General features: G+C 51.7%; 22 protein-coding genes and 1 pseudogene. 10 read left to right on the top strand and 13 right to left on the bottom strand.

Annotated features, from left to right (window positions below; translation table 11 throughout):
* The first annotated feature begins 292 nt into the window (after positions 1 to 292).
* The 3 genes from C7B82_RS05735 to C7B82_RS05725 all read left to right on the top strand — a co-directional run bounded on the left by C7B82_RS05735 (position 293) and on the right by C7B82_RS05725 (position 3,405).
* Positions 293 to 1,168, top strand: coding sequence for a formylglycine-generating enzyme family protein (locus C7B82_RS05735; RefSeq protein WP_106255347.1), 876 nt, complete (start codon positions 293 to 295; stop codon positions 1,166 to 1,168).
* 72 nt (positions 1,169 to 1,240) lie between these two features.
* Positions 1,241 to 2,170, top strand: coding sequence for a homoserine kinase (thrB, locus tag C7B82_RS05730; RefSeq protein WP_219904054.1), 930 nt, complete (start codon positions 1,241 to 1,243; stop codon positions 2,168 to 2,170).
* Between the two features lie 206 nt (positions 2,171 to 2,376).
* The gene (locus C7B82_RS05725) at positions 2,377 to 3,405 is read left to right on the top strand and encodes a class I fructose-bisphosphate aldolase (RefSeq protein WP_106255345.1); all 1,029 of its coding nucleotides are present in this window, start codon (positions 2,377 to 2,379) and stop codon (positions 3,403 to 3,405) included.
* Between the two features lie 186 nt (positions 3,406 to 3,591).
* Here C7B82_RS05725 and C7B82_RS05720 read toward each other — a convergent pair whose 3' ends face one another.
* The 3 genes from C7B82_RS05720 to C7B82_RS05710 all read right to left on the bottom strand — a co-directional run bounded on the left by C7B82_RS05720 (position 3,592) and on the right by C7B82_RS05710 (position 5,186).
* Positions 3,592 to 4,152 (bottom strand): pyridoxamine 5'-phosphate oxidase family protein, encoded by a 561-nt coding sequence (locus C7B82_RS05720; protein WP_106255344.1) that lies wholly within the window; start codon positions 4,150 to 4,152, stop codon positions 3,592 to 3,594.
* Positions 4,153 to 4,271: 119 nt separating this feature from the next.
* Positions 4,272 to 4,424 (bottom strand): hypothetical protein, encoded by a 153-nt coding sequence (locus tag C7B82_RS34990; protein WP_219904052.1) that lies wholly within the window; start codon positions 4,422 to 4,424, stop codon positions 4,272 to 4,274.
* Positions 4,425 to 4,511: 87 nt separating this feature from the next.
* A complete protein-coding gene (locus tag C7B82_RS05710) occupies positions 4,512 to 5,186 on the bottom strand; it encodes a TetR/AcrR family transcriptional regulator (RefSeq protein WP_245939749.1) in 675 nt (224 codons plus the stop codon).
* 210 nt (positions 5,187 to 5,396) lie between these two features.
* Between C7B82_RS05710 and C7B82_RS05705 the strand changes: the two genes are divergently transcribed.
* From C7B82_RS05705 to xdhB, 6 genes and pseudogenes are all read left to right on the top strand, one after another.
* Positions 5,397 to 5,744 carry a Uma2 family endonuclease gene (locus C7B82_RS05705; RefSeq protein WP_245939748.1) on the top strand — a complete coding sequence of 116 codons (348 nt, stop codon included), beginning with the start codon at positions 5,397 to 5,399 and terminating at the stop codon, positions 5,742 to 5,744.
* 110 nt (positions 5,745 to 5,854) lie between these two features.
* On the top strand, positions 5,855 to 7,258 hold the full coding sequence (gene xdhA / locus C7B82_RS05700) for a xanthine dehydrogenase small subunit (protein ID WP_245939747.1): 1,404 nt from the start codon (positions 5,855 to 5,857) through the stop codon (positions 7,256 to 7,258).
* A gap of 2 nt (positions 7,259 to 7,260) precedes the next feature.
* Positions 7,261 to 7,554 carry a hypothetical protein gene (locus C7B82_RS05695; RefSeq protein ID WP_106255342.1) on the top strand — a complete coding sequence of 98 codons (294 nt, stop codon included), beginning with the start codon at positions 7,261 to 7,263 and terminating at the stop codon, positions 7,552 to 7,554.
* A 28-nt stretch (positions 7,555 to 7,582) separates the two neighbouring features.
* Positions 7,583 to 7,807: an addiction module protein gene (locus C7B82_RS05690; protein ID WP_106255341.1), complete on the top strand. Its 225-nt coding sequence runs from the start codon at positions 7,583 to 7,585 to the stop codon at positions 7,805 to 7,807.
* Positions 7,808 to 7,840: 33 nt separating this feature from the next.
* Positions 7,841 to 8,101 (top strand): annotated as a pseudogene (locus C7B82_RS05685) (type II toxin-antitoxin system RelE/ParE family toxin); the annotation flags it as partial.
* 41 nt (positions 8,102 to 8,142) lie between these two features.
* Positions 8,143 to 10,494, top strand: a complete 2,352-nt coding sequence (gene xdhB, locus C7B82_RS05680) for a xanthine dehydrogenase molybdopterin binding subunit (protein ID WP_106255340.1) — start codon at positions 8,143 to 8,145, stop codon at positions 10,492 to 10,494.
* Between the two features lie 118 nt (positions 10,495 to 10,612).
* Here the strand turns inward: xdhB and C7B82_RS05675 are convergent, their stop codons facing one another.
* The 10 genes from C7B82_RS05675 to C7B82_RS05625 all read right to left on the bottom strand — a co-directional run bounded on the left by C7B82_RS05675 (position 10,613) and on the right by C7B82_RS05625 (position 23,728).
* Positions 10,613 to 11,503, bottom strand: a complete 891-nt coding sequence (locus C7B82_RS05675; protein WP_106255339.1) for a carbohydrate ABC transporter permease — start codon at positions 11,501 to 11,503, stop codon at positions 10,613 to 10,615.
* Positions 11,504 to 11,690: 187 nt separating this feature from the next.
* Positions 11,691 to 12,596, bottom strand: coding sequence for a carbohydrate ABC transporter permease (locus tag C7B82_RS05670; protein ID WP_106255338.1), 906 nt, complete (start codon positions 12,594 to 12,596; stop codon positions 11,691 to 11,693).
* A gap of 157 nt (positions 12,597 to 12,753) precedes the next feature.
* Entirely contained in the window at positions 12,754 to 14,082 is a 1,329-nt protein-coding gene (locus tag C7B82_RS05665) for an ABC transporter substrate-binding protein (RefSeq protein WP_106255337.1), read from the bottom strand.
* Between the two features lie 553 nt (positions 14,083 to 14,635).
* Positions 14,636 to 16,312 (bottom strand): iron uptake porin, encoded by a 1,677-nt coding sequence (locus tag C7B82_RS05660; protein ID WP_106255336.1) that lies wholly within the window; start codon positions 16,310 to 16,312, stop codon positions 14,636 to 14,638.
* A gap of 649 nt (positions 16,313 to 16,961) precedes the next feature.
* Positions 16,962 to 17,459 carry a YidH family protein gene (locus C7B82_RS05650; RefSeq protein ID WP_106255334.1) on the bottom strand — a complete coding sequence of 166 codons (498 nt, stop codon included), beginning with the start codon at positions 17,457 to 17,459 and terminating at the stop codon, positions 16,962 to 16,964.
* Positions 17,460 to 17,526: 67 nt separating this feature from the next.
* Positions 17,527 to 20,505: an FkbM family methyltransferase gene (locus C7B82_RS05645; protein ID WP_106255333.1), complete on the bottom strand. Its 2,979-nt coding sequence runs from the start codon at positions 20,503 to 20,505 to the stop codon at positions 17,527 to 17,529.
* Between the two features lie 148 nt (positions 20,506 to 20,653).
* On the bottom strand, positions 20,654 to 21,475 hold the full coding sequence (locus C7B82_RS05640; protein ID WP_106255332.1) for a prepilin peptidase: 822 nt from the start codon (positions 21,473 to 21,475) through the stop codon (positions 20,654 to 20,656).
* A 206-nt stretch (positions 21,476 to 21,681) separates the two neighbouring features.
* Positions 21,682 to 21,945, bottom strand: a complete 264-nt coding sequence (locus tag C7B82_RS05635; protein WP_106255331.1) for a hypothetical protein — start codon at positions 21,943 to 21,945, stop codon at positions 21,682 to 21,684.
* A 275-nt stretch (positions 21,946 to 22,220) separates the two neighbouring features.
* On the bottom strand, positions 22,221 to 23,309 hold the full coding sequence (gene leuB, locus C7B82_RS05630; RefSeq protein ID WP_106255330.1) for a 3-isopropylmalate dehydrogenase: 1,089 nt from the start codon (positions 23,307 to 23,309) through the stop codon (positions 22,221 to 22,223).
* Between the two features lie 191 nt (positions 23,310 to 23,500).
* A complete protein-coding gene (locus C7B82_RS05625; RefSeq protein ID WP_106255329.1) occupies positions 23,501 to 23,728 on the bottom strand; it encodes a hypothetical protein in 228 nt (75 codons plus the stop codon).
* Between the two features lie 414 nt (positions 23,729 to 24,142).
* On the opposite strand from C7B82_RS05625, the gene C7B82_RS05620 reads away from it, so the two are divergent.
* Positions 24,143 to 25,270, top strand: a complete 1,128-nt coding sequence (locus C7B82_RS05620; RefSeq protein ID WP_106255328.1) for a ligand-binding sensor domain-containing protein — start codon at positions 24,143 to 24,145, stop codon at positions 25,268 to 25,270.
* The last annotated feature ends 55 nt before the right edge of the window (positions 25,271 to 25,325 follow it).

Raw genomic sequence — 25,325 nt, 5'->3', positions numbered from 1 at the left:
AAAGGGGCGTCCTGGCATGACCCATGACCTCAAAGGGGACTCCTTTAGTTTGGCGCAACTTCATATTTAATTGGTATTAGGACGGGGTGCAGGGGTTCCACCCCTGGCTGGGGGCACACACCCACTCCCCCTTTGATCCCAATGTCCTAAGCTTTGTGACAACAGCTATAAAACAAAGAGTTGAATGTTGATGGGTTCTGATCGGCTCTTTTCACACAGCTATCTGGTAATGTTCTTTTGGGCACAGAAACCTGTTTGCCATGCTCTGTAGATTCAGTGATCGTTACCCTTTATGTCTGATGCATCCGTTTTTGAGTTTGACACTCTCACGCTGGATATCTATGGGCAAACGTATGAGAAACGTAGACAGTCGGCTCAGTCTCGCACTGAAGCGTTAGGAAATGGCCTTGCGTTAGAGCTGGTCGCCGTTCCTGGCGGCACGTTGATGATGGGATCGCCACCCACAGAGGACGGTTGGCATCCGAACCAAAGTCCGCAGCATTCAGTCACGATCGCCCCTTTCTGGATGGGTAAGTATCCAGTCACGCAGGCGCAATGGAGCATTGTAGCGGCTTTACCAAAGGTCAACCATTCCTTGTCTCCCAAGTTGTCTTGTTTTATGGGAGCAGACCGTCCCGTTGAGCAAGTTTCCTGGCACGACACGATCGAGTTTTGCGATCGGCTCTCTGTCTACACAGGACGCCCTTACCGTCTGCCCAGCGAAGCAGAATGGGAATACGCCTGTCGAGCCACCACCACTACCCCTTTCTGGTTTGGCGAAACAATCACCACTGATCTAGCCAACTATTCCGGGGTTGATTGGGAGTATGAAGGGCAGGTGTGCAGCAGGGGCTCGTACGGGAAAGGGCCCACGGGAACCGATCGCCGGGAGACGACCGACGTCGGCAGTTTTGCAGTTGCTAATGCCTTTGGGCTGTACGACACACATGGGCTAGTCCGCGAATGGTGCGCCGATCGGTGGCACGACAGTTATGACGGTGCCCCAGACGATGGTACTGCCTGGACAGAAAACGGTACTACGGATCAGCGAGTGTTACGCGGGGGTTCCTGGAACGGTGGCCCCAAAGCCTGTCGATCAGCCTTTCGCAGCAAACTCAACCCGGATACGCACTTGTATGACATTGGTTTTCGGGTGGTTATGGCATAGGACGTTACATGTAGCATCCCGACGACAACGATCGTGGGAAAATGGAATTGTTCCGCCTATGAATGCGCCTTCGTGATTTCTACTGTTACTGTTACTGTGCCAGCGACAACTGCCAATCTTGGACCAGGGTTTGACTGCCTGGGAGCAGCGCTGACGCTTTCGAATCGGTTTCGCTTTTCACTGCTGCCTCCCGGTGGGGAAACTGTCAGCATCACAGCGATGGGCGCTGAGGCAGAGCAGGTTACAACCGATGCGAGCAATCTGGCGTATCAGGCGTTTGTCAAGGTTTACCAGCACTTAAAGCAGGTACCACCACCGATAAAGCTTGAGCTTCAGTTGGGTGTACCGCTGGCGCGTGGTTTGGGCAGTTCGGCAACGGCGATTGTCGGCGGACTGGTGGGAGCCAATGCCCTGGCAGGATCACCACTGACGGTAGAAGCGGTGATGCACATGGCCATCGCGATCGAAGGACATCCTGATAACGTGGTGCCATCGCTCTTAGGTGGGTGTCGCCTTGCCGCTACGCATAGAGATGTTGGCTGGGAGATTTGCGAGATTCCCTGGCACAGTAGCATTGTACCGATCGTTGCCATTCCTGGCTTTGAGCTTTCGACAAAACTAGCGCGTCAAGTGCTACCCACGACCTACAGCCGTGCTGATGCGATCTTCAACGTGGCGCATTTAGGCTTGTTGCTGCGTGGGTTAGAAACAGGAAACGGCGCCTGGTTGCAAGCAGCGATGCAAGACCGTATCCATCAACCGTATCGGCAAACTTTGATTCCAGGTTACGAAATAGTGCAAACAGCAGCACTAACAGCCGGTGCCTATGGCGTGGTGATCAGTGGTGCCGGACCAACCATCCTGGCCTTAGCACAGCCTCACACCGCAACGGCTGTGAGTGAGGCGATCGCCACTGCCTGGGCAGAGCAAGACTTTGCAGTGACGGTGCATGTACTTCAGATCGATCAGAAAGGTGCGATCGCGCAAACGACGATCGAGTGAGCAGTGGCGCTGATCTGTGCTCAATGTCGGTAGCGGCATGAAACCGTTGGAGCGATCGATCGCCTCCAGCTAACATAAAAGACGTCTCATTACTGGCAGAGGCTGTATCCCAAGAGTGATGCAGCAAACGAAAGGATTCTAGAAGATTAGCTAGGCTTAAGAAGCGGCAAAACTGCTGACACATCGCTCCTGACAGAGGTACAACTATGTATGAGCAAGAATTGATTGCCACCGCAAAGGCAATGGTTGCCCCCGGTAAAGGCATTTTGGCAGCCGATGAGAGCTATAGCACGGCGAACAAACGCTTTGAGAAACTTGGCATTCCTACAACAGAAGAAATGCGGCGCGCCTATCGCGAAATGCTCTTTACCGCTTCTGGTATTGGTGAGTTTTTTAGTGGCGTGATTTTGTTTGACGAAACCATTCGTCAAGCCACAAAGGACGGGATCCCCTTTACAAAGGTGTTACTCGACGCTGGCATCATTCCCGGCATCAAGCTGGATGAGGGTGCCAAGCCATTAGCCAAAGCGCCGGGTGAAACGGTTACAGAAGGCTTAGATGGATTGCGCGATCGCATTGCTGAATACTACAAAATGGGTGCCCGGTTTGCCAAATGGCGCGCTGTGATTACGATCGGCAAGGGCATTCCGTCCCATCGCTGCATTGATACGAATGCGCATGCGCTTGCCCGGTACGCTGCACTGTGCCAGGAAGGAGGCTTGGTGCCGATCGTCGAGCCAGAAGTGCTGATGGATGGTGATCACACGCTGGAGGATAGCTATGGCGTGCATCACGAAGTCCTGAAGACAGTTTTTGACGCACTCTATGCTCAGGGCGTCGAGCCGGATCAAATGATTCTTAAGCCCAGCATGGTCATTTCTGGCGAAAAATGTCCCCAACAGGCGAGTGTGGAAGAGGTTGCCAAGTGGACCGTGAAGTGCTTGCGAGAACGAGTGCCTGCTGCAGTTCCCGGTTGCGCTTTTCTGTCTGGTGGACAAAGCGATGAACTAGCAACCGCTCACCTGAGCGCCATGAACGCCTTGTTCAAAGACCAACTGCCCTGGCAGCTAACGTTTTCCTACGGTCGTGCGCTTCAGCAAGCGGCGATGCAAACCTGGAACGGGCAGGATGCAAATGTGCCTGCAGCCCAAAAAGAGCTGTATCATCGCGCAAAACTCAACAGTGCCGCTGCGTTGGGGCTGTATCAGCCTGAGATGGAGCAGGTGGCGGCGTAAGAGATGAAAGGATGAAGGATGAAGGATAAAAGCTAAAAGTTTTGAGTTTTGAGTTGGGAAAAAGGCATGAGGGATGAGGGATGGAAGTTTTGAGTTTTGAATTGCCTCCCCTGCCCCTTCTGCCTCCCTTGCCCCCTCTGCCTTCTCTAACAATTAACAACTAACAACTCCCTTATCCTTCAGCCTTTATCCTTTATCCTTTCCAGCGAGTGCTGTCGGTAGCCCATCAATACTGACCGTATTTTTCTGCTGTTGATATGCCTGCAGGCCCTCTTTGCCCTTTTTGTCAGCCCATTTGACTAAGGATTCTCGCTGTCCAGCCGGTTCGTATAGCGGCACCCCCATGCCACAGGAGGTTTGCACGCGATCGATAGCTGCCACAATAATCTGCCGAGTACCAGGGATCGGCGAAAATAGCGCGTAAAGTTCTGTCCATTCAGGCGCATCGGGCAGAACAGTTTGCCCTTTGCCATAGAGCCGCAGAATCGAAGGCGGCTCTTGAAACGCGCAGAACATGAACGTAATGCGTCCATTTTCCTGCAGATGGGCAGAGGTTTCATTACCGCTACCCGTGACGTCAAGATAGGCAACTTGATTGGGAGAAAGAATCCGAAAGCTGTTTAAGCCTTTAGGAGACAAATTCACGTGTCCATCAGCTGCAAGCGGCGCTGTAGCAACGAAGAACATTTGCTGCGCTTGAATGAAGCGCTGTAGGTCATCGGTAATGGAGTCAAAAACTTTAGCCATTGGTAAGACGGGTCGCTATTCAAGGTTTTCTAGGATAGGCAGGTTTTGGGAAAAAGCGTCACCGGAACAATTTCCTACGTCGGGACATGGCACTGCTATGTCCCGACTACAGACTCATTTTAGTGACCGATCGGGGCCTTCGCTCCCGCGCCACCTTTACCCAGGAACAGCAGCAACGGCAGTGAACAGAGAAAGACGACACCGACAAACCGGAAGCAATCCGCATATGACAAAATAGCAGCCTGCGTATTGACCAATTGTTCCAGCGACATGAGCGCTTGCTGGTGTGCAGTCGCCGCATCGGCCCACCATTCTGAAACACACCCGTCAGTGTATCTAGACGTTCATTCGTTAGGGAGTCATAAGGAGTTAGCTTCGTTACCAAGATTGCTTTGTGGAAGGTTCAAGCAAGCGCCTGTTGGCGCACGTTGCAAAGGCTCAGTTGGCGTACCGATCCCGCGTACAAAGGTTTCCACACAGCCTGCAATATAGCGATCGCGGCTATAGCCCCGCACTGCCAGCGCAACATGGCGACGCAGCATACCAGCCAGCAGCATGCCCGTAAACTGATCGACCACCATAGGCAGATCGGCATCAGGGCGAACCGTGCCGCGCTCAATACCGCTACGCAAATAGGCAATGAGCTTTTCGCGTAAGGGCAAAAACGCTTGCTGAAAGACTTGGATAGCCTCGTCTGGATGCCGTTGCGCTTCGCCGATAAACATCCGAATCAGGGCTTCGTTTTCTTCCAACATCTGGTCATGCAATTGGGCGTAGTGCAAGAGATCAACCTGTAAATCTTGCGTCCACTCGGCTTGATGTGAGATCGCTTCTAGCTTCAGCGCCGTAATGTGTTGGGCAACGGCACCCAGGAGTTGCTCTTTGCTCTGGAAGTAACGAAAGAGCGTGACTTCGTTCACTTCCGCCACACGAGCAATCTCACGAGTGCTGGCACCCATAAAGCCTTTGGCCGAAAACACTTCGATCGCGGCGTTAAGTAGACGCTCCCTGGTTTTAGCTGGACTCCGGGTCAAGGCAACCCTCCTTTAATGCAAGCACTTACTTACATTAATATACTCCACTTGTAAGCCATTCCTAACCTGAAGAACTACATCTGCGGATGGAGATCCTGGCTACGGTATTGCCTGAACAGAGGGATCGGCGGGGTTAGAATAAGATGCGACACCGCATCAATTAGTATGTATGCCCTTTCTACCGTGCTGCGTTGACTTCGAGTAAAGGGGATGCTACTGGTACAAGTGCCAGAAAAAACAATCACGCTGGAGGAGTTTCTGACGTTACCAGAGACAAAACCAGCGAGTGAATATATGAATGGACAGGTTGTGCAAAAGCCCATTCCTCAAGGAAGGCACAGCAAATTACAGGGGAAATTAGTAACGGCAATCAATCGGATTGTTGAAGCGCAAAAAATTGCTTTAGCGCTTCCAGAATTGCGCTGTACATATCCTGCGGGAAGCCGTAATAACGTCTATTGTTTATGCCCTTTGTCACCCACAAACGACCATGCCTCATCGCCTTCCAGGGTCAAGTGCCCTTTTTTTGGCGCTCACTGTGACTTGCCGTTGTCATAACGTCTCTAAGTTAACAATCAAGTCGGGCAACAACTGACACAGTAGTAGAAGCGAGACAATCTTGATCAACTCAAACTTAATCAACTTAATAACGAACGCGCATGTCAGACGTGACTCTAACTTTGACAATTAATGGCGATGCTGTTCGCCTTAAAGACATCTCTCCTACCATGACGCTGCTGGAATATCTTCGCGCCAGTGGTCGTGTGGGCACCAAAGAAGGCTGTGGTGATGGCGACTGTGGGGCCTGTACGGTGGCGATCGTTGCTGAAGGTGCAGATGGCAAGGCTCATTACCAGGCCATGAACAGTTGCTTGATTCCGTTAGCGTCGGTGGCAGGACGAGAAATTATCACGGTTGAAGGGGTCGCTAATGGCGCACTGCATCCCGTACAGGCAGCAATGGTGGAGACGTTGGGGTCTCAATGTGGCTATTGCACGCCGGGATTTATCATGAGCCTCTTTACGGCGTATTACGATCGCCACGTAGACGACCCTTCCCTGGAAGGCAATCTGTGTCGCTGTACAGGCTATCTCTCCATTCGCCGTGCCGCTGAATTGGTAAGTGAAGCATTGCCGGACGATGCCTTTGCGGAACAGTTGATTCACACTACGACTGACTTTACAGCGTTAGACTACAGCGGCAACGAGCAGCAGTTCTACCGTCCTACTCAGTTAAGTGACGTCCTGGCACTACTCCAGCAGCATCCGGATGCAAAACTGGTGGCAGGTGCAACGGATTTGGGGCTGGAAATGTCTCATCACAGCCAGTCATTTCCGGTAATGGTTTCGCTAGAGGCAGTGGCAGAACTCAAGCACGTTGAACAAACCCCGGATGCAGTGGTGATTGGTGCGGCGGTGCCACTGAGCCACATTGAAACCAATCTACCTGGCATTTTCCCTAGTCTGGATGAAATGCTGCACTGGTTTGCGGCACGACAGATCCGCAATCGAGCCACGTTGGGCGGCAATTTGGGAACCGCTTCGCCGATTGGCGATCTCCCACCAGTTCTCCTCGCTCTGGATGCTGAGTTGACGATCGCCAGCACAACCGGAACCCGTTCTGTACCGTTAGCCGACTTCTTTAAAGGCTACCGTCAAACCGATCTCAAACTGGGAGAGGTGATTGTTTCGGTGACGATTCCAAAGGCGATCGCGTCGGGTGCCGTGCGTCGTCTCAGCCAATCGTACAAAATTGGAAAACGAGGGACGGATGATATCAGCATTGTCGCGGCTGCCTTTACGATCGATCTGGATGCCAGCGATCACATTATTCATGCGCGTCTGGCCTATGGTGGCGTGGCAGCAACTCCAGTACGGGCGATCGCGGTTGAAGCTATGCTCATTGGGCAACTCTGGTCTCTAGCAACCATCCAGAACATCAAACCCACGCTCAAAGCAGCCTTCACACCACTCACCGATCTGCGTGGCAGCGCGGATTATCGCAAACTGCTGATTGCCAATCTGTTTGAAAAGTTTTTTGTAGAAAGTCAGCCATTGGTTTACCTCAAATAACGATGCCAAAACTAGCGCTTCAAGTCCGAACAAACGATAACCTGCTAGACTTGCTTGCTAAATCTGAGTCTTTAGCTTGGGTTGTTGCAGATGATAAAGTCCAGAAAATTACACATGTCCAAATTGTGAATTTTGCGGGTACACAAATGATTGAAGGTGTCTTTGACCGAAACTCAAGCTATCGAGTGGATGATGAGTACAAGAGACTTGTTGTAAAGTTTTTGGACGGTCACATCATAAATTGCAGCATCCAATTTGATGGGCAAAACCCCGTTCGCTATATTCAAGGGAACTAGCTACTGATATCAACTCAGGTTTCTCACGATGGACATTACAGCTACGCTCAATGAGATTGCGTCCCTCAGCGTTAAAGATAGAATCCTTTTGGTGCAGGCAATTTGGGATAGTATTGCAGCCGAGCAAGCCTATCCTGAGCTCACAGAGGCACAGAGGAGAGAGTTTGATGATCGTATTGAGGACTATGAAATGAATCCAGACGATAACCTGACATGGGAGGAAGTCAAAGCATCAATTAAAGGGGAGGAATGAACTATGTAGTGGTTTTTCGTTCAAAGGTTCCGTGATGAGCTTAACGAGGTATACACCTGGTACGAAAGCCAACAACCAGGGCTTAGTGATGAGTTTCTGGACTGTATAGACGAACTCATCAATCGCATTTGTTTGATGCCAGAATCTTATGCAGTTGTGTACCGCGATATTCGACGGGCAGTCGTGAAGCGCTTTCCTTACGCTGTCTATTATCGGATTGTATCGAGTCGAGTCATTGTGACCGCAATTTTTCATGGTCGGCGAGATCCGAAAGCGTGGCAGTCGCGTTTTTGACAACAGACTGAACAACGGGTTTAAAAAGTGGAGGTGACGAGATGAACGCAGTAGGTAAACCCTCGAAGCATGAAAGCGCGGTTCACCATGTCAGTGGCAACGCGGTGTATACCGACGATCAGCGTCAGCCTGTGGGGATGCTGTCCGTTTATCCTGTCGTTGCACCCTACGCTAAAGCGCAGATTACCGGCATTGATATCTCTGGTCCAACGGCTGTGGAGGGTGTTGTTACCGTTTTGACTGCCGCTGATGTTCCTGGCACCAACGATACGGGCGTGATTGTGCAAGATGAAGTGCTGTTTCCCACGGAAGCGGTGAGCTATTACGGGCAGGCGATCGTGTGGGTCGTTGGGGAAACGGAAGAAGCGGCCCGACTGGGAGCCGAAAAAGTCGTCGTGACCTATGAAGCCTTGGAACCGCTGTTGAGTATTAAGGCGGCGATCGCGGCCGAGAGTTTTCACAACCAACCGCAAGTGATGCGTCAGGGTGATCCGAGCGTGGCCTTTGCTCAAGCCGAACGGAGCCTGGAAGGCGAAATCGAAATGAACGGGCAAGATCACTTTTATCTGGAAACCCAGGCGAGTTGGGTCATTCCCGATGGCGAAGGGCATTATCAGGTCTATGCCTCAACCCAGCATCCCTCCGAAACGCAGGTGATTGTGGCGCGTATTCTCGGTGTGTCCGTTAATCAAGTGGTGGTCACCTGTTTGCGGATGGGTGGTGGCTTTGGCGGCAAAGAATCACAGGCAAACCCCTATGCCTCAGTGGCGGCGATCGCGGCTCGTAAAACGGGTCGTCCCGTCCGCGTGAAGCTCAAGCGGAGTCACGATATGACCTTGACGGGCAAACGTCATGGCTTTTTAGGACAGTACAAGGTCGGCTTTACCAATGAAGGGCAAATCACCGCGCTGGATGTTGCGCTTTACGCCGATGGTGGTTGGAGCCTGGATCTGTCGCCACCAGTGCTGCTGCGCGCCATGCTGCATGTCGACAATGCCTACTACATCCCAGATATCAAAGTAACCGGACGCATTGCCAAAACCAACAAGGTGTCGAATACTGCCTTTCGGGGGTTTGGTGGACCGCAAGGCATGATTGTGATTGAAGAGATTGTCGATCGTATTGCCCGTGCTCTCAAGCTGCCACCCGATGCGGTGCGTAAACGCAACTTCTATCGCGGGACTGGCGAAACCAACACGACTCATTACGGACAGGAACTCTACGACAATCGCCTCGATCGTGTTTGGCAGGAAGCAAAAGAGAATGCCCGGTTTGTCGAACGGCAGGCAGCGATCGCAGACTTCAACCGGACTCATCCCTATATCAAGCGCGGCTTAGCCATTACCCCGGTCAAGTTTGGCATCTCGTTTAACAAGACCCAGTACAACCAGGCAGGTGCGCTGGTGCTGATCTACACCGATGGCAGCATTCAACTGAACCACGGTGGTACGGAAATGGGGCAGGGACTCCATACCAAAATGCTGCAAGTGGCCTCCAGGGCTCTCGGCGTGAGTCTCGACCGCTTCCGGCTGATGCCTACTAGCACCGATAAAGTGCCCAACACCTCAGCAACGGCAGCCTCCAGCGGTTCTGACTTGAACGGACAGGCAGTTAAAGATGCGTGTGAGACTCTTAAAGCGCGCCTAGCCTCCGTCGCAGCTCGTATGCTGAATTTAGATGCGTCGGAAGATCTGGTGTTTGAAGACGAGTGGGTTTTTTGCAAGACCTATCCCAAAGACCGCATCCCCTTTGTGGATGTAGTGAAACAGGCGTATGACGATCGCGTCAGTCTGTCAGCTACAGGCTATTACCGCACGCCACATATCTATTGGGATGCTGTCACCGGCAAAGGCAGACCGTTCTACTACTTTGCCTACGGTGCTGCCGTCAGTGAAGTTGAGGTAGATGGTTTCACAGGCACCTTCAAATTGCGTCAGGTGGATGTGGTGCATGACGTGGGCGAATCGTTGAACCCATTGGTCGATCGCGGCCAAATTGAAGGCGCGTTTGTGCAAGGCATGGGCTGGCTGACGATGGAAGAACTGGTCTGGGACGCTCAAGGACGGCTCCGCACCGATGCACCCAGCACCTACAAGATTCCCACCATTAGCGAAATCCCCGAACACTTCAACGTGGAGTTACTCACACGAGCCGCGCAAGATGGTGTGATCTACGGCAGCAAAGCGGTTGGTGAACCCCCGTTTATGCTGGCGATGTCGGTGCGAGAAGCGATCCGGGAAGCCGTTGCTGCATTTGGCAACGCGACGGAGGTTACGCTTGCGGCTCCAGCCACACCAGAGGCAACATTATGGGCGATCGAACAGGTACGATCGGCCTCCACTCAGCCATTCGCCGTTCCTGATCCGCAACTTTCAACTATAGAAACCATTTGACATCTTTATATTGGTAAATGAATAAAGAGTTTTGAGGATAATTTGTCCTTGAGTTAATTTTGGTTTCTAGGTTGAATTCATGAATCTAAAACTCAAAATTTTCAACTCAAAACTCCTATTACCCTTTCACGGCTCCAGCGGTTAGGCCTTGCACGATTTGGCGCTGGAAGAAGAGGACGAGAAGAATGAGGGGAATGGTGCCAACGACAGTGGCCGCCGCGATCGGGCCGTAGGGGATTTCAAAGACAGAAGAACCACCGATTTGAGCAGAGGCAACGGGAATCGTTTTCATGCTTTCTTCGGTAAGGAAGGTGAGCGCAAAAATATACTCGTTCCAGGCAAAGATGAACGTGAGAATGCCTGTAGTCACCAGGGCTGGCAAGGTGAGCGGCATCACAATCTGGATCAACATTTGCCAGATGGAGTAACCGTCCACTTTGGCAGCGTCTTCGAGGTCTTTGGGTAACTGCTCAAAAAAGCTCCGCATCACCAGAATCGTCAAGGGCAAATTGATGGCAGTGTAGGGAATGATCAGCGCTAAATAATTGTTACCCAGATGGAAAAACTGCACAATTTCGAGCAAACCCTGAAGCAACAAAATGCCAGGAAACAGGGTGATGAGTAAAACAGCTGCCTGAACAATCTTGCCACCTAGAGGCCGTAATCGAGCGAGTGCGTAGGCGGCTGGAGAACCAATCGTCAAACACGCAACCGTCGAAATCAAGGACACGATCGCGCTGTTCAAGATGTAGCGCATAAACGGACGACGGCTAAATAATTCAATGTAGTGATTTAGCGTCAACCGAGTAGGGAAATAAACGTTGGGTACCGCCGCAATATCCTCATTTACTTTAAATGAAGTCAACACCTGCCAGAGCATGGGAGCCAAACAGAAAATGGCGATCGCAACCACCGCAACCCAAAACAAAATTCTGCCTATGGAAATGGTCTGCCGCTTGGTGGGAGCAGGAGCATTGTTTGATTGATTGGAATCAAGTGCGGTTGCCATCGTTTTTTCAAGCGTTGTTAGTTGTTAGACAAGAGAAAGTTGGCTGTAATGATTAGTTGTTGGTTGTTAGACCGGAGAAAGTAGTAGTTGTTAGTGATTAGGCGGAAAAAGTAATTAGGCTTAATTTTTCAACTTCATAGTCACTTCCTATTGCTCTAACAACTAACAACTAACAACCAAAAACTCCTTATACAGCTGTTCGCGATCGTCGAATCAAACTGCTGCCAATCATCACCGCAATCATCAGCAACAGAAACGTCACCACAATTAAGGCTGATGCATAGCCAAAATCGAGATACCGCATCGCATTAGAGTAAATATAGAGCGACACCACCTCCGTCGAACCACCGGGACCGCCACCCGTCATGACTTGAATCAGGTCAAAAATGCCAAACGCCTGAGCAAAGCGAAACAGCATCGCGATGATAATTTGCGGTAGCAGCAGCGGCACTGTAATCCGCCAAAAGCTTTGCCAGGATGTCGCGCCCTCCAGGGAATAAGCTTCGTACAAGTCGCCAGGAATAGATTGCAATCCTGCCAGCAGCAACAGACTGATGAAGGGCGTGGTTTTCCAAACATCCGCAAAAATGACGGCGATCGTGGCTGTAAACGGCTCACCCAACCAATTAATACCAGTGCTGATTAGCCCCAAATTCCGCAAAATGTCATTGGCAATGCCGTATTGATCGTTAAAAATCCACGTCCAACCCAATGCAATGAGTGCGGTTGGCAGCGCCCAAGGAATAATTGCCACCGTACGAAGTACATTACGTCCACGAAATGGCTGGTTGAGCACCAGGGCAATGCACATGCCCAAAATCAGTTCCAGCACAACCGAGATGACTGTAAACCGAGTTGTCACTCCCAAGGTTTGCCAAAAATGTCCGTCGCCAAGAATCCGCTCGTAATTACTAAGCCCAGCAAAGACTGGTTTTAGCTCTGTCCCCAGGTTCTCCGCAAAAAACCCTAGCCAGATCGATCGCAAGATGGGGTAGGCAAACACCAACAAAAGAACCACGATCGATGGTAGGAGTAAGTACAATCCCACCCACTGTTCCCGTGACCGAATGGTTGTTGCTTTTGTAGTGTGCATGAGGGGAGAAAGAAGAAAGGATGAAGGATGAAAGGCTAGTCGGTGGGAGAAGGTAAAGGAAAAAGAGGAGGCAGTAGACAGGGGAGGCAGAGGGGGCAGAGGGGGCAGGGGAAGCAAGAGCGGTAGAGGAGAACTCAAAACTTTCACTCCTGCCTCCTCATTTCTTCTTCCCTGCTTCCAGCAACCGTCGTGTCTCTCCAGAGGCAGCTTTCATTGCTTCCTCTGGCGTTTGTTGATTAGTCAAAGCGGCACTGAGATAGCGTTGAAGGATATCTGAGGCTTGAGCGTATTGGGCGATCGATGGCCGCAGTACTGCTTGATCCACCACTTTGAGCAGTTGAGGATAGTGGCTGTATTTAGCAACAATCTCTGGATCGTTAAAGAGATTACGACGGCTGGGTACATAGCCTGATGCCAAGATATATGCCTTCTGGGGCGCTTGGCTGGTGAGGAACTTCACTGCCTTTAGCGCTTCTTGAGGATGCCGCGTCGTTTTAGCAATGCCGACACCCCAACCACCGAGGCAGGAACCACCTACGGGTTGACCGGGTGCTGGCACCATCGGCATGATGCCAACCTTGCCTTTGATGCGCGAATCGTCTTTATTAACCAACTCCCAGGCATAGGGCCAGTTACGGAGGAAAACAGCATCACCCGCCTGAAAGATGCGCCGCGTATCTTCTTCCACATAAGTAGTCACGCCAGGAGGTGAAACGCCCTGCGTGATCGTTTGCCTCAAAAACTCAGCGGCGCGTACAGCTTCAGGGCGATCGAGACCCACATCAAGCGATTGAGGATCAATCCAAAAACCGCCAAAGCCCTTCAGCACTTCCACAAACATCGTGATCAACCCCTCATACTGGCGACCCTGCCACAAATAGCCCCAGCGAGCCGCCTTCTTTTCTTGCAGCGTCTTCGAGATGCTCATGAGATCATCCAGCGTCTTAGGAGGCTGCAACCCAGCCTGCTCAATCAGGTCTTTGCGGTAGTAGAGGACACCAGCATCCGATCGCACCGGCATTCGGTAAAGCCGCTTTTCATAGCGTCCACTTTCTACTGCTTGTGGCGAAAACCCAGCGAGATCCTGCGGCGAAACTTCATCGGTGAGATCGAGCAACCAACCTGCGGCTGCAAATTTGGGTGTCCAGACCACATCCATATTGATGAGGTCATAGGGAGAATTGCCTAACAGAAACGAAGTGGTGTAGAGGTCTTCATTGGTGTTTGCGGAGTTAGGGCCTTCATCCAGTTGAATGCGAATACCCGGATTCTCCGCTTCAAAGGCTTTCACCAAGACCTTGTAGGGTGGAATGTCGGGAGCCAACATCAGCAGTCGTAGCGTGACTGGCTGTTGTGACAGCACAACGGGAACGGCAACCAACAAGGCACTCAGCACCGTTAATACAATCCAGCTACCGATCCGAAAACGTCGCGATTGGTGCCAACGTTGCTTGAAAAACTGTTTGAGCGATCGCACAAAGTTCATTGGAAAAAGCCCAACCTGAGACGGTAATGCAGCGAAATTTTTCTATTGTTGCAGTCATCGAATTGTTTAAAGAACCTGGGCTTCTTCACAAAAATCTTGTAAAAAGTCTCCAGCAGGTTCCCGTCATTAAGCGTTTGAGAATAATAGTTAACGTCTGTCCAGGCTCAATCTTATTAAGAGGTTAAGCTTAAAAACTCATCTGTCGCAAAGCGTATAAAGCTATTCCTTTAAGAATACAAACGATCGACCATTGCAGGGTCTATCCCAAGAATTATTTAAGTGAGAACGCTATTAACTTTGTTGAAGATACTTGTAAATAAATTAAAAAAATGTTTACTGGCGCACGTTTGGGCTTGCGAGAAACAGATATTTAAACGTTATGGCAACCACTGACTACTGACTGTACGCCATTAATTAAGACTTTACAATCGTATCCGTATAGGCTCGTTAGCATCAGGCTTGCTGATCTCATATAAAGCAGTAAACCGTATTGAGATCAGCAAATCTGAGGTCTTTAAACAAAATGGCAACGCTGATGGAAGCAATAAGCGCTTTAGAAATAGAAGACAGTTCGTAACACGCCGACAAAAACATCGTCGTTGCGATCGTCATGATTCGGTGCAGTCAACCAGATGATACCGGGCGTAATCGCAATATTATCGCTGATCCGAAAGCGGTAGAAGCCTTCCACATGCAGCGATGTATCGCGATCGGCCTGTCCACCATTCACGCCGTTAGTCAGGCTGGTTAACTTCGGTTCCATCCCCACCAAAATGCCACCCAAATCCCCTTTTCTGCCCAAATCGGGAAACGCTAACCCAACCATCCAGTTCCAGACCTCGCCATCGCCCTTGTTGATGTAGCGCTGCTGAGAGTAGCCAACCCAGCCAGCCAGAGACACGTTAGGATTAAAGTTGATGCTGCCTGAGAAGCCGAAGGCGTTGGTGCTTACAGAGGTGCCAAAGTTACTGTTCGCCAAATTGCTGCCAGTCGCGCCCAGGCTAGAGGCAATATCAGGTTGTATTCTGTCAGGAAATGGGCTGTAGGCATTGATGTAAGTGAATCCAATCTTGCTAGCTGGGCTTAAGTTAACCACTAGCTGCGCCAGGGCACCATATTGCCCGTTGAACAAACCATTTTTAGCACTGGGATCGTTCGCGTTAGGCACTAGATAGCCCAAGTTTAATTCGAACGTATCGTTAAAGAAGTGACGTAAACCAAAGCCCGTACCGCCGGAGTAATTGTAAATCGAGTTGCGCAGCCCAAACAGTGAAACGGCACCCCCATCAAAGTAAGGATTTAACTGCTGTGACGCGTCGATATCCACAAAGCCGTTGCCTGCTCCAGCAAGGTAAATGTTTGTGCGAGGCCCGATCGGAAAACGATAGCGCAGCAACCCAATGCCAACCGACCCGCGACTGTCACCGTCAAATTCAACGCGCCCTTCATTCGTGCGGAGGGCACCGAGACCACCTCCTGCGACTGTCGTGCCACCAAGCGGAGTGACATTGTTTGCTTGAAACCGGGTCGTAAGCAGATCTCTGCCACTAAAGCTTGTTTCCAGATTTAGCCTTACTCTATAGCCGAAAGTGGGGACTCGATCAGCGCGTACACCATCGGCTCGATCGCCACCTAAGACGCTGACAACACCAAAGACATTCTCACCCGTCAGTTTCGTGGTGGTGGAGAACTGCTGTCGTTCGAGTGTGGCAGTCTGTGCCTCTAGTGCCCCCACGCGACCCCGGAGTGTGGCTAGCTCAGCCGCAAATTCTTCTTGCAACCGTTGTAGCGCGACTAAATCTTCTTTTTTCACAAGATTAGCGGTGCCAGCAGCAATGAGTTCATTGATGCGATCGAGACAGGCATTTAGTCCAGCCGCAAATTCATAGCGAGTCAGCGCCCGATTGCCTCGAAACGTACGATCGGGGTAGCCCGCAATGCAGCCGTAGCGTTCCACTAACGACTGTAACGCTTGAAAAGCCCAATCCGTCGGCCGGATATCTGACAGTTGTGAAACGGCAGTCACTTGCAGCATGGGTTCTTCATCGGCACCATTTTGTGTATCCGAGCTGTCTTGTGCGATCTGCTGACTCGATCGGGGCGATGCTGGTGCTGCGGCTTGAGCGCGATTTACCGTCTGATTAGGAGCCGCGATCGTAGACTGAAACCCGACACAGGGAACCATTAAAACGGCTGAACTTAGTAATAAATTACAAATTAAATGATTCATTGAATGAACTCCTCAAACGATATATTTGATCCATGAATCGCAGGGTCATGAACCGCATTTCATAAACATCAAGTTGATTTAGCCCTTACTTTCTTGCGCAGAATAAAGCTTGTACTAAATATTTTCATTCAGCAACGCAATCGGGCACAACGGTTTACCCAATCGAGGACAGCGATTGCATCGAAGCCCTTTATTTAATGACACCAACGCATACAAGCCGCTCTTTAAGCCAGAAATTTATGGCACAAAGAGCGATCGACGCAGATTTGTTTCTTTACAATTCAAGGTATTGATTGTCTATGCGTAAATCTGGTTGAAACTCTGATATATCAAGGATTACGTGCATGCTGGACTATAAGCTACTGCGGTAGAAAGATGGCTCACATCTTTCTTGAGAAAGACATTAAAGCCTTCGTTAGAAACCTTTACAAAGTTTGAGCCGTTGATAGCAACACTGTGGCTTGTCTAAGCCTCAGCAGATTAACTGAGGTGATGTTTCCGAACACATTGCTCGGAATTTGAGCAAAGTTTTTGGGGTTACGATCGATGAACAATGTCAGCACAAATTTTAACCAAACGTAACAAGATAATGCATTCAATCGTTGGCTCTTCATTTGCAGTGCTATGGCTTTGATGATTGTGCTTTAGCTCAACGATTGAGATAGTTTTCTGAATTGCTTACAAATCTGCTTCGTAGTTGACGGGTTGACGTTGGGGTAACATGCTTTGCGGGTAAGACTATGGCACGGCTTTGACGAGAGGGCGTAGGTGTTGACTGTCGCCAAACCATCAGGGGAATGCTAGCAATGCCCAAAATTGTCACCACTCCAGCGGTCACCCAAACAATGAGATGATTGGGTTGGTAATCACCTCGCTCGATCTGGCTAAAGACGCGATTGTAGCGCCATACAGAGAGCGGAATCACCACAATGCCCGTCACAACCAGCACAATGCCAATGCTTTGAGAGCTGAGAAACGACGGTGGCACTACGTCCTGGTGCGTCAAGGCAGATTGCAGTTCACGCAGGAACAGACCAAAGCGGGCAATCGCAAACCCAAAGCCAATAAGCGCAATGGCGGTTCGCAACCATGCTAAAAACGTTCGTTCGTTTGCCTGATGCTCACGCTGACGGTCAATTTTTTGCATACCCAATTTGCTGCGTTTGGATGGATTATCTCCTACTGCTACGCCGGCAGTCTACCAACTCCCCACTTCAGACGATCGCCTTTGCAACAGTCACTCGTTCTAACCCTTCGATCGCAAGGCGGTGCCCTGGTAAAAGCCCTAGCATATTGACAGAGATTGTGTTGCCAAAAACGTTTTGCGGATTTTGCAAGAAGTTATTTGGGTTATAAATGGGTGGACAGTGCCAATACAGCTCATAGCCAAGCTCAACCAGATATTGAATCAGCGCGGCGGCTTTGTCCTGGCGATCGTTCTCAAGATACAAAATTGGTTGACATCGCTGAATCGTTTCCGTTGCGCCTTTGAGCGCCGCTAGTTCCATCCCTTCCACATCAATTTTCAGCAGACGGCATTGCGGTAAAGCAAAACTGTCCAGCGTCGCAATTTGGACTCTCTCTCCAACAGCCTGCTCTCCAGCAGCTTTCTGGCTGCGATCGTGCTGGCTGAGACTCACACCACCATAGTTGTTGAGCTGGTGATAGTCGAGCGCCGGAATCTGGGCAAAACCTGGAGCTTCACCCAGTGCGATCGCGTAGCCATGCACGTTGGTAAGACTATTGAGCGCCAGATTTGCACATAGCGTTTGATACACAATCCGCTGCGGCTCGATCGCCAGTACGCTACCCTGCGCACCCACCGCTTTCGCAAAAAAGACGGTATGCGTACCAATATTCGCACCCACTTCTACGACCACGTCACCGGCTCGAATGAGCGGTTGGAACAGCGCCACTTCTCCTTCGCTCCACTCGCCATACAGCTCCAGCGATCGACCAATGTAGAGATCGTTGCGATTATACAAAAACGTCCCGTGGCGACAGACTTGCAGCCGATTGAAACCGTTGGGGGGGAGGGGGGAAGGGGTGTGGGGTGTGGGGTGTGGGGTGTGGGGGGAAGGCGTTTTGAGTTGGAAGGGAGAGTCTGAGGGGCTGGCTGGCTGGGGGGCTGGGAGGATGGGGACTTCCTCTGCTCCCTCTGCTCCCCCTACCTCTCCTGCTCCCTCTGCCTGCTGCCCCACTACCGATCGCAACGCCTCTGCCACTCGTTCAAAAACGCCATCCCAATCACCATCCTGCTCTTGCCGAAACAGGCGCATGGTGGGATACCAGGGCGTATTGTCTCGATCGCGCAGCCAGCGCCAGTCAGCGACGTTTGCCAGTAGTGTCCAAACCGGCTTACCAAGGGCACCAGCGAGGTGTGCAACGGCGGTATCGACACTGATCACCAGATCCAGTTGGGCGATCGCAGCGGCAGTATCGGCAAAATCATGCAGCTGCGTGTGCAAGTCCTGTACGGTTGCCTGCGCTGCCAGTCGCACTAAATCAGCTTCGGACGGATTCTTTTGGAGGCTGTAGAGGGCAACTCCAGGCAACTCTAACAGGGCTAAAAACTGGTCTAAGGCACAAGAGCGTCTGCCACTGGTAGAACTATCGGGATTTGCAGCCCAAACAATCCCGACTTTAAAGGGTGGATGAGCGCCTGGAGTGCCTTGATGATCTGATGCGTTCAAAGAGCGATCGACCACAGGCAACTTAAAATCAGACGCTGGCGACAGGTAAGGCACATCCCCTGGAATGTTTTCTAGCGTCGTTCCCAGCAGCAGCGGCAGATCCAGTAACGGCGCATGAACGTTTGTTTGGACATCCACATTTTCGCGATCGACGCAGCGATCGATGCCTGGAATGGTGTTCAGCAATCTTAGCAGCGGCTTCTGGCAGGCAATCACCACATGTCCACCCCGCTGTGCCACCAGACTGGCATACCGCGCAAACTGAATGGTGTCGCCATAGCCTTGCTCTGCCGTCAGCAAAATGACTTTGCCCTGCAAATCCGAACCGTCCCAGAGCGCATTGGGATAGCGTAGCGACGAGCATTGCCGACTCTGCCAGCGCCAGTGATACTCTTCAAAGCCTTGCTTCAGGTCACCCAGCAACAGCAGCACAATGCCCAAGTTCAAGTGAGCGTTGGCATGGTCAAGACTGTAGTGAATCGCCTGCCGATAATGCTCGATCGCCGTCTCAAATTTCCCCTGATCCACCAGCCCGCTAGCGTAGTTGTTGTGAGCATCCGCATGATCCGGCTGCAGCTGGATCGCTTTGAGGCAACTAGCGATCGCCTCCTCCAATTTGCCCTGTGCCTGGAGTGCCGAACCCAAATTGTTGTAAGCATTGGCAAGAGTTGGGTCAAGTGCCAGCGCCCGCCGATAGTAGACGATCGCCTCGTCCACCTGTCCCTGCTCTTGCAGTACCGTGCCTAGATTATCGTGAGCGCTGGCGTAATCTGGCTTCAGCTCAAGTGCTTGTCGGTAATACCCAGCCGCCTCTTCCAGTTTGCCCTGCCTCTGGAGTGCTGTCCCCAGGTTGTTATAAGCGCTGAAGGAATCCGGCTGAAGGGCGATCGCGCGTTCATAATGCTCAATCGCTTGCTCCACCAGCCCCTGCCGAAACAAAGCAACACCCAAACCATTGTGCGCGTTCACATGGCTGGGATTAAGCGTGACGGCCTGCTGGTAATGGGCGATCGCCTCCTCTACCTTGCCCTGTTTGTACAACGCCATCGCCAGATTGTTGTGCGCCGCGCCGTAGTTTGGCTCCAGCGTGAGCACCTGCCGATACTGGGCGATCGCCTCCTCCACCTGACCAGCCTGATTCAAGATAACACCCAGGTTGTACTGCGTCTCCGGTTGATTCGGTTTCAGCACTACCGCCTGTTGCTGGTGCGCGATCGCCTCCTGTATGCGCCCCAAACGACACAGCAGCGTTCCTAGATTACTGTGCGCTTCTGCACTCGGCTGCACTGTCAGAAGGCGATCGTAATAGCCAACGCTCTCCTCCGGTCTACCCGCCTGATCTGCAATTAACGCCAACCAGGTCAAGGCTGCAATCTGTTCTGGATGCTGCTCCAATACCTGATGGTAAAGCGCTTCCGCTTCCGCAACTTGTCCTGCCTGGTACTGCTGATGTGCAGCAGTCAGTTGATCAGTCGTGTGATCGAATAGTTGTGATGACATGGGGGCAAGGGGTAGAGGGGGGCAAAGGGGGCAGAAGGGGCATCGCTCTTTGAACACTTCGTGAGGCCGCTATGCAAAAGGGACTTCCCTCACTCCCACCGCGTCCCCAGAGTCTTCTGTTTCCTAATTTCTCCCTCTAAAATTCCCCTTATGCCAGCGGAAAGAACACCCGAAAATAGGTTGTCAGGATCGCCTCACCTAAAAACACCACGATCGCCGAACCGAGTGCTAAAAACGGGCCAAAGGGCATTGCCTGACGACGATCGAGCCAGCCTAGCGCGATCGCACCACCGCCAGCAAAGGCTCCGATCGCGCAGGCAAGAAAGCCTGCCAGCAGCAAATACTTCCAGCCCAACCAGGCGCCCATCATGGCAGCGAGCTTGGCATCACCCGCACCCATGGCTGCTTGTCCCAACGCCATTGAGCCCGCGATCGCAATCAGATCCAGCAACCACAACCCTACAACCGCACCCAAAACACCATGCATCAGTTGGGTCAAAGCCCCTGTGAAGCTAGCATTCACCGAGAAGCCAACCAAGGCCTGAAACAGCAGTCCGATCACCAATCCTGATTGTGTGAGTGGATTTGGCAGGGTCATTGTATCCAGGTCAATCAGCGACAGTGCCACCAACCAGCTTAAAAATATCCAGTAGCCGATCGTTTGCCACGTCCAACCAAACGTCCAGAATGTGAAAAGAAAGAAAAGCCCGGTAGCCGCTTCCACTAAAGGGTAGCGGGCAGAAATCGGACGTTTGCAGTGCCGACATCGCCCCTTGAGCAAGAGCCAACCCAGCGCCGGGATATTCTCACGCTTGCCCAAACGATGCAAACATTGCGGGCAGCGCGAAGGCGGAAACATTAGCGACAAGCCCGCAGGCAACCGATACACCACTACATTTAAGAAGCTACCAATCGATGCTCCTAGAATGAAGACCGCGATCGCCGCAGGCAGCTCAAATAAAAAGTCCATGAGAAAAACGGCTAGGGAACGTATTGCCAACAGTCGGCTTACACGTTTAACTTACCCCGCTGCTACAGAAAAAGTGTTGCTGCTCAACGTAAAGAAGCGATCGAAAGCCCCGACTTCTTTGTTCAATTCTGAGACGTTGGTTGAACCTGATTCAGAAGTCGGGGTTTAGTACCCACCGAAAGCCCCTACACCCCAAACCTGATCCCCTAATACATCTCCGACTCAATCTGGCTAAACGGCACAAAGCATTCCTGGGGCAGCAAAACGGGCTTTCCAGAAAAGATCAGCTTGCCTCGATGCGTAAAGCGATTGATTGCGACTCCTAGCGGCCGTTGAATGAGGCCGGGATGCACTTCGTAGTAGGTTGTGTAGATGAGCCGCGCTGAACGAATCAGAGCGGGGTCTAGTAACGCCGTAAAGTCCGAGTCATCCACCCTGCCTTGATTCTGTTTCTGCGAAACGTATACCACCTTTTTGCCCCTTTGTTTTTGCTGACTTTAGTATATCTGTACGTTCTCAGGAAGGGCTCATTCCTTTAAATTAACCCTCGATGACCGCCTCAAAAGGTCAAAAAAATTCAGATCCTAGACACGCTTAGAACATGCCCATGCATCCGAGTGTTCTAGTGTTGAGCCTGGAACCAGCGGTTTGGCAGAAGAGAACCAGCACCCAAAGCGACGGAAACCTCGTAAAAGTATACTCAGGTTCGACGGGTTGGAGCCGATCGCGCCAATTCTTTATAAAACTATACGGATTGGAGTGCCTGGATGAGCGCCTTGCCCATTGCCTGACAGCCCAAGAGCGTCATCCCTTCAGACATGATGTCGCCTGTTCGGTTGCCCTTATCCAAAACGGTCAGTACCGCTTGCTCAATGCGATCGGCGGCAACAGGTTGATTTAAGCCATAGCGCAACATCATCGCTGCACTCAAGATCTGTGCCAGAGGGTTTGCCTTATCTTGTCCGGCAATATCGGGAGCAGAACCGTGGACAGGCTCGAAAACGCCGGGGCCAGACGCGCCCAAACTTGCAGACGGCAGCATCCCAATACTTCCTGTCAGCATGGCAGCCGCATCGGAGAGAATGTCGCCAAACAGATTGCTGGTGACGATCGTGTCAAACTGCTTGGGCCAGCGCACGAGCTGCATCGCAGCGTTATCCACATACATGTGAGACAGTTCTACATCGGGATATTCAGGCGCGAGAGCCGTGATGCGATCGCGCCAGAGTTGCGACACTTCCAGCACATTGGCCTTATCGACTGAGCAGAGTTTCTTGCCCCGCTTCTGTGCCGTTTCAAACCCAACGCGACCGATCCGATCGATTTCTGACTCGGTATACGCCATTGTGTTGACGCCACGCTTTTCACCCGTTTCGGTGGCGAAAATGCCTTTGGGCTGTCCAAAATAAACGCCGCCCGTCAATTCCCGCACAACCATAATGTCTACCCCTTCCACGATTTCGCGCTTTAGGCTGGAGGCATCCACGAGCTGAGGCAAAATTTTGGCAGGGCGCAGGTTGGCGAACAGCCCCAAACCCGCACGCAGCCCCAGCAAACCTGTCTCAGGGCGCAAATGACGGGGTAATGTATCCCATTTGTAGCCCCCGATCGCCGCTAGCAGCACGGCATCACTACTTTTGCACCATTCCAAGGTTTCGGCTGGTAGCGGCTCACCCTTGGCGTCGATCGCCGCCCCACCCATGAGCGCCTCCTGAAACTCAAATGACAGATCCAATTGCTGACCAATGACCTTCAGCACCTCGACGGCAACTGCCATAATTTCGGGACCAATGCCATCACCGGGAAGTAGCGTAATACGGTAGAGCTGAGTCATAGTGTGTCGTTAAACGCGAGTGCTAACCTTTGCCACAGCGAATGTGCCGCAACGAGGCTGACAGGCTTGTCAGGCTAACGATCATACCGTGAGATGGACTCAACTCTAGCTTTGCCACACACGCAAAAGCGCTTGGTAGGGGCGCACGGATGTGCGCCCCTACCAAGGGTAAAAACTTTCTTGGAAACGACCTAAGGACTTTTCCCTGACTCTTGCTGCTCTATAGCGCGTTCTGTGCGGGCATTGGGATCTGCTTTGGGCTGCCAAAGCTTGAAAGAGCCAGTCATCAAGCTATTTAAGGCAACGCGAGTTTTAAAGCTGGCGCTACGCAACGGTTGAGGCAGGAATTGATCGCCGAAACCAATAAAGACTAGAGCCAAAATCAGAAAAATTGGAATCGCCGCTTTTGTGTTGAACATGGCTGGGGCAGGCAAAGGCCTGGTGGGGTAGGTAATGGCATAATTCCCATCACACGATGGTGGTCGATCGTACCCTTAATAAGCTCACCTCAATAAGCTCAAATCTGAATCTTCTCAAGTTGCGCAGCAGAGGCATGAAGCGTAAGCAACAGGGCTGCCAAACTGTCCTTTTTGTAGTGCCGAAAAGAATAGTTTTGGTTTTTGGTGTGGTTGTATGAGGTTTTAAATTCCTCAAAAAAAGCTCTGACAAAACACGATAGCGTTATCAGTCAAGTCTATCGTTCCTTATGCAAGTCTGTCGTTCATCTGTCAGAACTAGCAGTATCATGAGGCGCAAGAGGCGAGCCTCTGCTATTTCATCAGCAAGTATGAGTGGCTGTGGGCGCTAGTTTTGTCATTGGTGGAGGGTGAGTTATGGTGTACCGTGCAGTCTTCTTGGGGCGATCGCTTAGCATAGCCTTGCTGCTCTTGAGTCTTCAAGAGATCAGTGGGCGATCGGGCCTTGCCCACCCCACTAGCGAGACTCGCAGTGCTTCTACCCACACGTCCCAGCGCACCCTGGCACAGACAACGGGCGATCCTGCTGCTGCACCTCTTTATCCCTCCGCAGCCCCCCCTCCGACAGTAAACCCCCTGCCCAATCAGCGACAGCAGCAGGAAGAGCAGACGATCGACGCCGATTACCGTGTGAGCGCCCTTCAGCGCTATGGCAGCAGTACGCTTTGGGTCGGCTCCTGGCAAGGACTGGCACAAATTAACCCTGCGAGCGGCAAGGTTCGGGCACGGATTAGTTTGCCGAACCAAACGGTTGGAGCCTTAGCCATCGATCACGTTGGACGTCTCTGGGTTGGCACTTACGAAGGCTTAGCGCGCCTTGATCCCCGTACTGGTGCAGTCACTGCACAAAACTTTTCGTTACCGTCTAACCGCGTACTCTCTTTGCTGATCGATACACGTGGCTATTTGTGGGTTGGTACGGATGATGGACTGGCGCTCATTAGCCCCGATCGTGGGTTGCTGATGACGACGCTCAAAAACCTACCCGGTGTCAGTGCCAATGCCTTAAGTCTCGATGCCGATGGCAACCTCTGGGTGGGCACCCTGGATGGACTGGTGCAAATTAACACTGCCAGCGCAAGCGTAATGAAGCGGGTTGGCAATCTGCCAGGAACCACTGTGCAGACTTTAGCGTTGAGCCCGTGGGGGACGCTTTGGATCGGCACACCCAATGGCTTACTGGAACTGGACCAAGCTGGACAGGTGCGATCGGTCACGCCCTTGCGGGGGCAAAACGTGACAGCGCTCCAGTTTGACAAAGTGAACAGCCTCTGGATTGGCACCACAAACGGCTTGCTGCGGATTAACCCCTTCAATGGTGCCTCGGCAGGCGCGATCGCGAGATTGCCCTCCAGTCGCATTCTTTCTCTGTCACCTGATACTGGCGACAAGCTCTGGGTTGGCACGAGCGAAGGGCTCGCTTGGGTGAGCATGTCAACGTTTCGTACGGGGTCACACAATACATTTCGTCGCAACAGCCCATAAGGCAGTCGGGTGGAAGAGCGCAAGGTGTAGGGTGTAGAGAGGTGAGCTGTTTTTG

Origin of the sequence: Stenomitos frigidus ULC18 (genome assembly GCF_003003795.1) — a bacterium.
In the GTDB taxonomy this organism is placed as follows: Bacteria; Cyanobacteriota; Cyanobacteriia; order Leptolyngbyales; family Leptolyngbyaceae; genus Stenomitos; species Stenomitos frigidus_A.
The sequence above is the reverse complement of the archived record's forward strand: the minus strand, read 5'-3'. Positions and strand labels throughout refer to the sequence as shown.

Bases quoted from the DNA above. Each gene is read 5' to 3' on its own strand.
- C7B82_RS05735 (WP_106255347.1), top strand. From the start codon at position 293: ATGTCTGATGCATCCGTTTTTGAGTTTGACACTCTCACGCTGGATATC.
- C7B82_RS05725 (WP_106255345.1), top strand. From the start codon at position 2,377: ATGTATGAGCAAGAATTGATTGCCACCGCAAAGGCAATGGTTGCCCCC.
- C7B82_RS05720 (WP_106255344.1), bottom strand. From the start codon at position 4,152: ATGGCTAAAGTTTTTGACTCCATTACCGATGACCTACAGCGCTTCATT.
- C7B82_RS34990 (WP_219904052.1), bottom strand. From the start codon at position 4,424: ATGTCGCTGGAACAATTGGTCAATACGCAGGCTGCTATTTTGTCATAT.
- C7B82_RS05705 (WP_245939748.1), top strand. From the start codon at position 5,397: ATGCTACTGGTACAAGTGCCAGAAAAAACAATCACGCTGGAGGAGTTT.
- C7B82_RS05695 (WP_106255342.1), top strand. From the start codon at position 7,261: ATGCCAAAACTAGCGCTTCAAGTCCGAACAAACGATAACCTGCTAGAC.
- C7B82_RS05690 (WP_106255341.1), top strand. From the start codon at position 7,583: ATGGACATTACAGCTACGCTCAATGAGATTGCGTCCCTCAGCGTTAAA.
- xdhB (WP_106255340.1), top strand. From the start codon at position 8,143: ATGAACGCAGTAGGTAAACCCTCGAAGCATGAAAGCGCGGTTCACCAT.
- C7B82_RS05675 (WP_106255339.1), bottom strand. From the start codon at position 11,503: ATGGCAACCGCACTTGATTCCAATCAATCAAACAATGCTCCTGCTCCC.
- C7B82_RS05670 (WP_106255338.1), bottom strand. From the start codon at position 12,596: ATGCACACTACAAAAGCAACAACCATTCGGTCACGGGAACAGTGGGTG.
- C7B82_RS05665 (WP_106255337.1), bottom strand. From the start codon at position 14,082: ATGAACTTTGTGCGATCGCTCAAACAGTTTTTCAAGCAACGTTGGCAC.
- C7B82_RS05660 (WP_106255336.1), bottom strand. From the start codon at position 16,312: ATGAATCATTTAATTTGTAATTTATTACTAAGTTCAGCCGTTTTAATG.
- C7B82_RS05650 (WP_106255334.1), bottom strand. From the start codon at position 17,459: ATGCAAAAAATTGACCGTCAGCGTGAGCATCAGGCAAACGAACGAACG.
- C7B82_RS05645 (WP_106255333.1), bottom strand. From the start codon at position 20,505: ATGTCATCACAACTATTCGATCACACGACTGATCAACTGACTGCTGCA.
- C7B82_RS05640 (WP_106255332.1), bottom strand. From the start codon at position 21,475: ATGGACTTTTTATTTGAGCTGCCTGCGGCGATCGCGGTCTTCATTCTA.
- leuB (WP_106255330.1), bottom strand. From the start codon at position 23,309: ATGACTCAGCTCTACCGTATTACGCTACTTCCCGGTGATGGCATTGGT.
- C7B82_RS05625 (WP_106255329.1), bottom strand. From the start codon at position 23,728: ATGTTCAACACAAAAGCGGCGATTCCAATTTTTCTGATTTTGGCTCTA.
- C7B82_RS05620 (WP_106255328.1), top strand. From the start codon at position 24,143: ATGGTGTACCGTGCAGTCTTCTTGGGGCGATCGCTTAGCATAGCCTTG.